Origin of the sequence: Sinomonas sp., assembly GCF_036848755.1 — a bacterium.
GTDB lineage: Bacteria > Actinomycetota > Actinomycetes > Actinomycetales > Micrococcaceae > Sinomonas.
Map to the genome: position 1 here is coordinate 1 of NZ_DAIUJO010000121.1, position 10,128 is coordinate 10,128.

At 67.8% G+C, this 10,128-nt stretch carries 9 protein-coding genes and 1 tRNA gene; 4 read left to right on the top strand and 6 right to left on the bottom strand.

Going from position 1 to position 10,128, the window contains the following annotated elements; translation table 11 throughout:
• Positions 1-108: 108 nt before the first annotated feature.
• Positions 109-618, top strand: coding sequence for an SRPBCC domain-containing protein (locus V7053_RS15750; RefSeq protein ID WP_334173218.1), 510 nt, complete (start codon positions 109-111; stop codon positions 616-618).
• Here the strand turns inward: V7053_RS15750 and V7053_RS15755 are convergent.
• Positions 567-1,646: a LacI family DNA-binding transcriptional regulator gene (locus tag V7053_RS15755; protein WP_334173219.1), complete on the bottom strand. Its 1,080-nt coding sequence runs from the start codon at positions 1,644-1,646 to the stop codon at positions 567-569. The genes V7053_RS15750 and V7053_RS15755 overlap by 52 nt on opposite strands.
• Positions 1,647-1,716: 70 nt before the next feature.
• Between V7053_RS15755 and V7053_RS15760 the strand changes: the two genes are divergently transcribed.
• Positions 1,717-2,349 (top strand): DUF2461 domain-containing protein, encoded by a 633-nt coding sequence (locus tag V7053_RS15760; RefSeq protein ID WP_334173220.1) that lies wholly within the window; start codon positions 1,717-1,719, stop codon positions 2,347-2,349.
• 33 nt (positions 2,350-2,382) lie between these two features.
• Here V7053_RS15760 and V7053_RS15765 read toward each other — a convergent pair whose 3' ends face one another.
• The 4 genes from V7053_RS15765 to V7053_RS15780 all read right to left on the bottom strand — a co-directional run bounded on the left by V7053_RS15765 (position 2,383) and on the right by V7053_RS15780 (position 7,448).
• Entirely contained in the window at positions 2,383-3,810 is a 1,428-nt protein-coding gene (locus tag V7053_RS15765) for a DUF4032 domain-containing protein (protein WP_334173221.1), read from the bottom strand.
• A gap of 63 nt (positions 3,811-3,873) precedes the next feature.
• Positions 3,874-4,953 carry an ABC transporter ATP-binding protein gene (locus tag V7053_RS15770; protein ID WP_334173222.1) on the bottom strand — a complete coding sequence of 360 codons (1,080 nt, stop codon included), beginning with the start codon at positions 4,951-4,953 and terminating at the stop codon, positions 3,874-3,876.
• Between the two features lie 220 nt (positions 4,954-5,173).
• A complete protein-coding gene (gene otsB, locus V7053_RS15775) occupies positions 5,174-5,983 on the bottom strand; it encodes a trehalose-phosphatase (RefSeq protein ID WP_334173223.1) in 810 nt (269 codons plus the stop codon).
• The gene (locus V7053_RS15780) at positions 5,976-7,448 is read right to left on the bottom strand and encodes an alpha,alpha-trehalose-phosphate synthase (UDP-forming) (protein WP_443022641.1); all 1,473 of its coding nucleotides are present in this window, start codon (positions 7,446-7,448) and stop codon (positions 5,976-5,978) included. Before V7053_RS15780 ends, otsB begins: the two co-directional genes overlap by 8 nt.
• Positions 7,449-7,640: 192 nt before the next feature.
• Here V7053_RS15780 and V7053_RS15785 point away from each other — a divergent pair, with 192 nt between their 5' ends.
• Both V7053_RS15785 and V7053_RS15790 read left to right on the top strand, forming a co-directional pair.
• Positions 7,641-8,543 carry a DsbA family protein gene (locus tag V7053_RS15785; protein WP_334173225.1) on the top strand — a complete coding sequence of 301 codons (903 nt, stop codon included), beginning with the start codon at positions 7,641-7,643 and terminating at the stop codon, positions 8,541-8,543.
• 115 nt (positions 8,544-8,658) lie between these two features.
• Positions 8,659-8,735, top strand: a tRNA-Thr gene (locus V7053_RS15790).
• 159 nt (positions 8,736-8,894) lie between these two features.
• Here the strand turns inward: V7053_RS15790 and V7053_RS15795 are convergent.
• Positions 8,895-9,515 carry a uridine kinase gene (locus tag V7053_RS15795; protein ID WP_334173226.1) on the bottom strand — a complete coding sequence of 207 codons (621 nt, stop codon included), beginning with the start codon at positions 9,513-9,515 and terminating at the stop codon, positions 8,895-8,897.
• Positions 9,516-10,128 lie beyond the last annotated feature (613 nt).

Below are 10,128 nucleotides of genomic sequence, written 5' to 3' on the forward strand. Positions count from 1 at the left end.
GCATTTAACCACCACCCCACCCAGCACCACCCGCCCGAAACCACCCACCCGCCCGGCACAGACAGCCAGCAGAAGGCGCTGCCGGAAGACGGGCGATAGGATCGCACGGTGGATCCACTCTTCTCGCATCGGCCCAGGTCCGACGAGGGTGCGCAAGGTCAAGGCGCGCCGCAGCCCCGCGTCTATCGTTTCTCCGTTCCGGCTCCTCGCGACGTCGCCTACAGCGCGTTCACGGGCGACCTTCATCTATGGTGGCCCTCGAACTACACCGGCTTCGGTGAGGGAACGCACGCCTTCATCGAGGACGGTGTCATCGGGGAGGAATCGGAGGGTGGGGACACCCAGGTGTGGGGCGAAGTGCTCGCGGAGGAGCCGCCGTCGTCTCTTGAGCTGTCCTGGACGCTTGCGTGGAGCCCTACGGCACCCATGCGGCTCCTAGTCGAGTTCGACGAAGCGGATGACGGCGCCGCGACGGTCGTGACGTTCACCCACGACGGCTGGGCAGCCGGCCCGGAAGGGTGGGAGCAGTACGAGAAGTACAGCGAGTGGCCCGTCATCCTCGGACGCTACGTCGCGTACTTCGGGGTGTCTCCGGACGCCGTCGTCACCGTTCGCTGACTCGTGCGCCCTCGTCTGGGCGCGGCGGGTGCTGACGTACTGCTGCGGACGACGAATTCGGGCTCGATGACTTCGCTCCTCGGCTCGTCGCCGTCGCCGTCGAGCTGGCGGAGCAGCATGCCCACCGCCGCGGCGCCCTGAGCCCGCGGGTCCTGATCGAAGGTCGTGAGCCCGAAGAGCGGGCCGAGGTCGTGACCGTCGATCCCGACGACCGAGAGATCGTCGGGGACGCGCAGGCCGAGGTCCCGCGCCGCAAGGATCGCCCCGAACGCCATTTCATCCGAGGCCGCGAAAATGGCTGTCGGCCTGCCGCCGGGAGCCGCAAGCAGGCGTTTCGACGCGTTGTAGGAGCCGGTGATGGTGAAGTCTGTCTGCACGAGCCAGCCTGGCCGCACGGCGAGCTCCGCTTCCTCCACGGCCTTGATGAACCCCCTGCGGCGGTTCGCCGGGAGCGAGAAGTCGCGCTCGAATTCCGGGGTGCCGCTCAAGTGGGCTATCTCCGTGTGCCCTAAACCGATGAGGTGTTCTGTGGCCTGACGCGCGACCCCCGAATCGTCGATGCGGAGGGTCGCCACGCCGGCGATGACACCGCCCACGCCGACTACTGGCCGTTTGACCCGAAAGAGCTGCTCTATTTCGTCCGGCGAGAGCTCGAGCGACACCGCGATAACGCCGTCGAGCCGCTGCCGAAGCAGGAAGTCGTTGAGGACGCTCTGTCTGCCCTGGCGCTCGCCTACGTTGTACAGAGTGAGGTCGTAGCCCGCCTCGAGGAGAGCCCGTGACGCTCCCTCGAGCACGCTCGAGAAGAACCAGCGCCCCACACTGGGGACGACCACTCCGATGTTGCGGGTGCGCCCGGACGCGAGGCTCGAAGCGTTGTACGAGCGGACGAAGCCGAGCTTCTCCGCGGCGTCGAGGACGCGTTGCCGGCTCCGCTCGGACACGTTTCCGCGCCCGCTCAGGGCGCGCGACACGGTCGCCATGGAGACGCCGGCGGTTTCGGCAACGTCGCGGATGCTCACGCTCACGTAGCCCACCTTAGTTCGGTTCGAGGTGCCCGGTAGACCGCGCCGGGGCGCATGGGCGATGATCCTTCACATGACCACCTTTGAGGGTTTTCCTGCCGAGGGAATTGCTTTCTACGCCGAGCTCGAGGAAAACAACACGCGCGAGTGGTGGCTCGAGCACAAGGACATCTACGAGCGCGCGGTGCGCGGCCCGATGATCGCGCTGCTCGACGCCCTCTCGGACGAGTTCGGCGAGGGAAAGGCGTTCCGTCCGAACCGCGACATTCGGTTCAGCAAGGACAAGTCCCCCTACAAGACCTCGCAGGGCGGCTTCGCGGCAACCGGCGACGGTATGGGCTACTACCTCCACCTCGACGCGACCGGCCTCCTGGTGGGCGGTGGCTATCACTCCCACACGCCAGCGCAGACCACGAGGTTCCGGGGCGCGGTCGATGCCCCGGCGTCCGGGGGCGATCTGGCCCGCATCGTCGACGACCTGCGGAGCGGGGGCTACGCGATCGAGGGGGAGCGGCTCAAGACCGTGCCCCGCGAATTCGCGCAGGATCACCCGCGCGGCGAACTCCTCAAGTTCAAATCGCTCACCGCGGGCCGTGCCCTCGGAACGCCCGAGTGGCTCGGCCAGCCTGAGGCGACGGATCGAGTGCGGGAGCGCTGGAACGAAATCCGTCCCCTCGTCGAGTGGCTCACCGAGCACGTGGGCTAGCGGCGAGAGCGGCGTCCGCCGGAGCAGCCGTCGTCAGTCGGCTTCGACCGGGTCCTCCACCTCAACGTCGGCTTCCTCGTCGTCGAACTCGTCCTCGGCCTGCCTCGCGGCCTCGGCCTCGAGGATCTTGAGGGTCTGCGTATCGGGATTGAGCATGATCGCGGCCTCGTCCCGCCGGTGCCGCAGAACGGTGTCGATGTAGGACTGGAGGGTCTCCGCGAGGGGCACGTGACGATCGAGCTTCTCCGACATGTACCAGCGGTGTTCGAGGACCTGGTGAACGACCTCGGCAGGTTCGAGCTTCCCGGAGAGTTCCTTGGGGATCGCGCGGACAATCGGCTCGAAGACTTGGCTCACCCACGCGTGGGCCGCGATTTCCTCGTCCTGGTCCGGGAAGTTGTCGGCCCGGAACGAGTCCATGTCGTTCAGGAGGCGCCGCGCCTGGTTCTCCTGGGCGTCCAAGCCCGTAAGCCGCAGGAGGCGCCGCTGGTGGTGGCCGGCGTCGACCACCTTCGGCTGAAGCTGGATGGTGGAGCCGCCCGCCGTCGTCTTGATCGCATACTCCTCGACGTCGAAGCCGAGCTCGTTGAGGCGCCTGATGCGGGCGCTCACGCGCCAACGCTCGCCGAGCTCGAACGACTCCTTCTCCGTGAGCTCGGCCCACAGGTTCCGGTAGGAGTCCATGATGCGCTCGCTCGTCGCAACCGGATCAACCTCGGTGTCGATGAGGCCGCCCTCGAGAAGGTCCATGAGCTCGCCGGCAATGTTCACGCGGGCGATCTCGAGATCGTATTCGCGCTGGCCCGTGGAAAGGTCCGGGTACAGTTCACCGGTCTCGGCGTCCACCAGGTAGGCAGCGAACGCCCCGGCGTCGCGGCGGAAGAGGGTGTTGGAGAGCGAGACGTCGCCCCAGTAGAAGCCGATGAGGTGGAGCCGCACGAGGAGGAGCGCCTGCGCATCGATGAGGCGCGTCAGGGTGTCCTTGCGCAGCATCTGCGAGAAGAGGGCGCGGTAGGGGAGCGAGAACTTCAGATGGCGCGTCACCAGGACGGGATCGAGCGGGCGGCCGTCCGGGGTTTGACGGTCGCGGATGACGGCGACCGGCTCGACGCACGGGACGTCAAGCCGCTGGAGCCGGCGCAGCATGTGGTACTCGTGGCGGGCGATGTGCTCGCCCGTCTCCTTGACGGCGATGACCGACCCGCCGAGCTTGGCGAAGCGCACGATATGCCGCGAGATGCCGCGGGGGAGCGCGGCGAGGTACTCCTCGGGCCAGTCTTCGAGGGCGATATGCCAGGGAAGATCCAGAAGCTCGGGGTCGGCCGCCGCGGCCGTGATGCTGAGAGACCCCATGACGTTCGCAGGGGGCGGATCGTTGAGCGGTTGCTTGCGGGGCAGCTTGCCCAGCATGTCGTAGTCGGTCGGCTCGTCCTGCCAGTTGGCGCCGTTCATCCTGCTCATTTCCGGGGAAAATGGCTGTGCCCGCCGGAGAACCGGCGGGCACAGCGCTGTGTCCTGATCAGGTTAGCCGAGACGCTCGCCCGACTTCGTGTCGAACAGGTGGACGTGACCCTGCTGCGGGCGCACCCACACCGTGTCGCCCTTCATCGGGGGACGGCGGCCGTCGGTGCGGGCGACGATGTCGTGCGCGTGGCCGTTCACCGTGGTGTGACCGTAGATGTAGGCGTCGGCGCCGAGCTCCTCGACGACGTCGACCTCCACCGCGAGCCCATCGCCCTGCGTGGTGGACTCGAGGTCCTCCGGACGCACGCCGAGCGTGACCGTGTTGCCCGTCGCCTCGGCGAGGACATCGCGGGCGACCGGGTACACCGCGCCGCCGAACTGGACGCCGCCGTCAGCCTCGGGAAGCTCGAGGAGGTTCATGGCCGGCGACCCGATGAAGCCGGCGACGAAGACGTTCTGCGGCTTGTCGTAGAGGTTCCTCGGGGTGTCGACCTGCTGGAGGAGGCCGTCCTTGAGCACCGCGACGCGGTCGCCCATGGTCATCGCCTCGACCTGATCGTGCGTGACGTAGACGGTCGTGACGCCGAGGCGGCGGGTGAGCGACGCAATCTGCGTGCGGGTCTGGACGCGCAGCTTGGCGTCGAGGTTCGAGAGCGGCTCGTCCATGAGGAAGACCTGCGGGTTGCGGACAATTGCGCGGCCCATGGCGACACGCTGCCGCTGGCCGCCGGAGAGCGCCTTCGGCTTGCGGTCGAGGTACTGCTCGAGGTCGAGGAGTTTGGCGGCCTCGCGAACGCGCTGTGCGCGCTCTTCCTTCGAGACGCCCGCGATCTTGAGCGCGAAGCCCATGTTGTCCGCAACTGACATGTGCGGGTAGAGGGCGTAGTTCTGGAAGACCATGGCGATGTCGCGGTCCTTCGGCGGGACGTCCGTGACGTCGCGGTCGCCGATCAGGATGCGGCCGGAGTTGACGTCCTCCAAGCCGGCCAGCATGCGCAGGGAGGTGGACTTTCCACAGCCGGAGGGGCCGACCAGAACGAGGAACTCGCCGTCCGCGATCTGGATGTTGAGCTTGTCCACCGCGGGCTTATCTGTGCCCGGGTACAGGCGCGTTGCGTTGTCGAACGTCACTGTTGCCACAGTAATCTGTCCCTTCACCGGCAGGTACGTGCCGGACGATCCGTAGTGAATGGTTCGTGTTGTTCAGTTGTATGCCGTCAGGGGCTGCCCATGCTGGCATCGCCGATTCTGGCATAGAAGGAGCCGAGGCGGTGTTCCCCGGCTCACGAAAGAGTATGGCACGCATCACACCTTGTTCCCAAGTGTGACGATCGCCACAGAGTGGGCCGTGGCCGAATAGTTATGTTGCCTTCTCGGCCCGGTGTTCCGGCCGGTGCGCCCCGCGCAGGAGCACGAGAAGCGCCATCGCGTCGGCGATGTCCCCCGGCTCGCGCACGCGGAACGACGCCGCCGTGTCCCCGTCGCCGACCTTGATCCCGACGTCGCCTTCCTCGAGGGCGAGGAAGCCATCCTCGTCGGTGACGTCGTCGCCCGCGAACAGGACGGCGTCGGCCTCGGTGACCTGCCGCAGAAAGGCGATGCCCTCGCCCTTCGTCGCATGGACGACGGACCCCTCGAGGACCCGCTTCCCCGTCTTGAGGTAGATATCGCCCCGCTCCGCCAAGCGCTCCCGGGCGGCGCCGACGGCGGCCTCGGCGACGTCGTCGTCCGCTTGACGCGTGTGGAGGACGCGGCCGGCGGGCTTCTCCTCGACCCACGTTCCGGGCGCGTGGGCGGCGACCTGGGCGAACGTGGCATGGAGGGCCTCGAGGGCGCGGCGCTGGTCCTCGTCGAGGGCCACGGGATGCTCTTGGCCGTCGAGGCGGATCTCCGCTCCGTGGCTTCCGATCAGCAGCGTGCGTGGGTCGGGCGATGCGACATCGCTGAGGCTGGCGAGCGATCGGCCCGAGACGTAGGCGGTCCAGGTCCCCGGGATGCCAGCAAGCTCGGCCACGGCCGCCGCCGTCTGCGGGAGCGGGCGGGCCTGCTCCGCCCGCTCGACGATGGGGGCGACGACGCCGTCGAAGTCGAGCGCCACGAGGAGTCGGTCGACGGCGGCGAGCCGCTCGAGCGCGCCGCGCAGCTCCGCGGGGACTTCCGGCCTAGCCATGGGTGACCTCCGCGAGACGGTTCAGGAAGGCGGCGGACCATTCCTCGACGTTGTGCACGATGATCTGACGCCGCATCGCCTTCATGCGGCGGCTCGCGGCCCCGGGCGGCAGATTGATGGCCGCGACCATCGCTTCCTTGAGCCCCGCGATGTCGTGCGGGTTGATGAGCAGCGCCTGCTTGAGCTGGTCGGCGGCACCCGTGAACTCGCTCAGGACGAGGGCGCCGGTGCCGTCGTAGCGGGCCGCGACGTACTCCTTGGCGACAAGGTTCATCCCATCCCGCAGCGCCGTCACGAGCATGACGTCCGCGGCCAGGTAGAGGGCCACCATCTCCTCGACGGGGTAGTTGTGGTGCAGGTAGCGGACGGCCGTGTGCTGGAGAGTGTCGAAGGCGCCGTTGATGCGCCCCACCGTACCCTCGACCTCTTCCCGGAGGAGGCGGTACTGCTCGACCCGCTCGCGGCTCGGGCTCGCGACCTGGACGAGAGTCACTTCGCCGACCTTCACGCGTTCGTCCACCAGGAGTTCTTCGAACGCCTTGAGGCGGTGGCGGATGCCCTTCGTGTAGTCGAGGCGATCGACGCCGAGCATGATCGTCTTGGGGTCGCCGAGGTCGTGGCGGATCTGGCGTGCGCGCTCTTGGATCTCGGGGTGGCGGGCCAGCTGCGAGATGCGCTCCGTGTCGATCGAGATCGGGAAGGCCTCTGCGTGGACTGCACGCTCGCCCCGGCCGACGAGGAGGTTCGTGCCCTTGCCGCCGGCGCCGCCGTACCGGCGGGCAGCGCGGGCGAAGTTCAGGGCGTCGTTGGGGCGCTGGAAGCCGACGAGGTCCGCGCCGAGCAGACCCTCGAGGACCTGCCGGCGCCACGGGAGCTGGGAGAAGATCTCGGGCGGCGGGAAAGGGATGTGGTTGAAGAACCCGATCCGGAGGTCGGGACGCCGCGCCCGGAGGATGGCCGGGACGAGCTGGAGCTGGTAGTCCTGAACCCAGACGGTCGCGTGATCCGCGGCGCGGGACAGGACCGCCAGCGCAAACCTCTCATTGATCCGGCGATAGGCGTCCCACCAAGCGCGGTGGAATTCCGGCGGAGCGATGACGTCGTGGTACAGGGGCCAGAGGGTCGCATTCGAGAAGCCCTCGTAGTAGAGCTCGACCTCCGAGGCTGAGAGGCCCACGGGCACGAGCGCCATGCCGTCGTGCTCGAAGGGCTCGATCTCCTCGTCCGGGGAGCCCAACCAGCCGATCCACGCGCCGTCGGACTTCTCCATGATGGGGGCGAGGGCAGTGACGAGTCCGCCGGGGGAGCGTTTCCAACCGTCGTCCGGGCTGTCTCCGGCTCTGTCCACCGGCAGACGGTTTGCGACGACGAGGAAGTCGTAGGATCCTGCCGCCCTGCCGTCCTTGGCCGTCGTGTCTGGTGCTGTCCGTTCAGTGTCCTGAGCCACTCTCGCGCTACCTCGCATTCGCTGGAATCATTCTCCACCCTACCGGGGAGCGCTGCGGCGATGGTCACAGTGCTGTCAAGGAACCCGGCCGGGGGTCCGCTCGTTGCGCCGATTGAGTGCTTCTGCCGGGATCCGTCCTGCCTGCTGGAATACACTGTCCCCGACGCCGACCGGGCGCGCTCTGCGCGCCGCGACCTGACACGAGGAACGATGAGCCCGTCCAATCAATCACGCCCCACTAAAGCGGAGCGGACCGCCGCTGCCCGTGAGAAGGCCCGCCAGATCCGCGAGGCACAGCAGAAGAAGGAGAAGCGGAACCGGCTTCTCATCCGGTGGGGCGTCGTCGTGGCGCTCGTTGCGGTCATTGCGATCATTGCGATCGTCGTCTCCTCGTCGATGCAGCAGAACGCGCCTATTGCGAACAGCGGCCCCAGCCCCGCGAACATGAACGCCAACGGTGGGATCACGCTCGGCAAGGGCAACGCTGTGACGGCCGAGCCGGCGTCGACCGTCAATGCTTCCAGCATCCCCACGCCGACCGCGCAGCCCTCCCAAGGGCAGCAGGCCAACGCCAAGGGCGTCGAGGCGGCACCCAAGGGCCAGCCGGCCAAGGTTGTGGTGTACGTCGACTTCATCTGTCCGGTGTGCGGCAACTTCGAGAAGACGTACGGCGACAAACTCACCCAGCTGCGCAATTCCGGCCAGATCACGCTCGAATACCGGCCCATCGCCTTCCTGGACCAGAACTCGACGACCAACTACTCGTCCCGCGCCGCGGCCGCCGCGGCATGCGTCGCGAACCAGTACCCGAGCCACTACGCCGACTTCTTCGCCCAGCTCTACGCGCAGCAGCCCTCTGAAGGCTCGGCAGGCCTCTCCGACCAGCAGCTGAAGGACATCGCGTCCAAACTCGGGGCAGACATCTCCCAATGCGTGGACAACAAGACCTATAGACCCTGGGTCAAATACACGACCGCCCTCGCGGCCGCGGACGGCGTGACCGGGACGCCGACCGCTTTCGTCGACGGCAAGCAGTGGGGCATCGGAGACTCAGCGAACCAGGCGTTCGACGCGTTCCTTCAGGCCGATCTCGACGCGCGGGCGAAGGCGTAGCCCTCTCGACTCGCGTGAGGCGACAGACGACGGCGGCCCGGTCCCCTTTGGTGGGGGCCGGGCCGCTTCGCTTTGCTACCCTTGTGGGTGGCGCTTCTGCTCCACGACGCGCCACGCCTCCTTAGCTCAGTTGGCCAGAGCATCTGTCTTGTAAACAGAGGGTCGCCGGTTCGAATCCGGCAGGGGGCTCCACAACCCCTCTCTGACCTGCGGAAACGCAGATTTGAGAGGGGTTTCCTGTGTCGGGGAACGCAGGGACCTGATTTATGGCCTGACTTTGAAGGGCGGACAGGAGGCGAAGGCGCCGTCAGCGGGGAGAGGTGGGGGGCTTCTCCGCACACATGGGCATGGTCAGACGGCAACCGCGACGGCGGGCCGTTCCGGGTGGTTGTACCGCACCAGGATGTCCGGTTCCTCACGCTTTTCCCTCTCGTGCCCGAGGACGCCGTCCACGGTGAAAGCGAGCTCCGCTGGCGTGCGTTCGCGGAGCACACGCTCATCGACCTGCAAAGCGACGGACAGGTCGAAGTCCAGCCAGCGGCCCAGCAGCATGGGCCCCGCCACCAGCAGGACCAGGCCATCAGGGGCCGGCTGCCGCTGGGTGCGGAACGAGCGGTCGGTTTCCGGGTCGCGCAGCCGCGGCAGCCACTGCGCAGCTCCCGGTGCGGCCAGCGGGTCCAGCACCTCGCGGGCCAGCGCGGCGAAGTCGAACCAGCGTTCCCGGTAGCTGTTCGGGTCCTCACGGCCGAACTCCAGCCGTTGGGAGGCCGGCAGCAGGAAGTCCTTCAGCTCCACCACCTCCGCGGGCCGGCCCGTTGAGCGCAGCCTCGCGGCGATTCTCCCTGCGAGGTCGGCCGGTGCGGCCGCTTCCGCGCCGTCGACTGCGACCCTGGTCCGGCCCGCGCGAGCCACGCAGCGGTCGGCAATCATGCTCACCAGCGCGTCGGGTGTCAGCGGGGCATAGGAGGGCACCCGTCGATTATCGCCTCCGGCGCGCGGTGCGTGTTGATGCTTCCGCACGCAGCCGAGCTTTTGACGAGCGATGTCGCGCCGAGCACGCCCTGCACCGAGCCGTACTCGTGCGGCTCCTCACGGACCAGCCGCAGAGCCCGGTCATTCTTATTGGACAGGCAGTGCTTTCCCATATCCCGCATCCTTTCTGATGGAAATAAATGCGGCGGTAGACCCTTGCTGGTCCACAGCTCGACCACCCGCGGCGGAGAGAGTGCTGTGTCGGCTGGGGGAGCCTGCCAGTACGCCGTCTCCCCCGGGAAGCGTCTCCCGGACGAGCTGTTCGGCCTGGTCCGTATCCGGCTGAACCCGTTCACAGTGGGCGCCGACGCGGTCGGGCCGTCGACCGCCCTGCAGGAACGGGAAGGGCGCCTGGGGCGCTGGGGGCGCCCCAGAGCTGCTCCCAGTGCCGGTGCCCTTGCAGCGGATGGCCCTTTTCTACGCCTGGCCTGGAGACGGGGAAGGGCCGAAGCGGTGAAGCTGGTTGGACAGGCCTGTCTAGCTTGCGATCGGGAGGCCTGCGGCGGCAGCGTTATCGAATTGGTCGTCGACATGCACGCAGTCATACCCGGCA

Bases quoted from the DNA above. Each gene is read 5' to 3' on its own strand.
- V7053_RS15785 (WP_334173225.1), top strand. From the start codon at position 7,641: ATGAGCCCGTCCAATCAATCACGCCCCACTAAAGCGGAGCGGACCGCC.
- otsB (WP_334173223.1), bottom strand. From the start codon at position 5,983: ATGGCTAGGCCGGAAGTCCCCGCGGAGCTGCGCGGCGCGCTCGAGCGG.
- V7053_RS15780 (WP_443022641.1), bottom strand. From the start codon at position 7,448: ATGCGAGGTAGCGCGAGAGTGGCTCAGGACACTGAACGGACAGCACCA.
- V7053_RS15765 (WP_334173221.1), bottom strand. From the start codon at position 3,810: ATGAGCAGGATGAACGGCGCCAACTGGCAGGACGAGCCGACCGACTAC.
- V7053_RS15760 (WP_334173220.1), top strand. From the start codon at position 1,717: ATGACCACCTTTGAGGGTTTTCCTGCCGAGGGAATTGCTTTCTACGCC.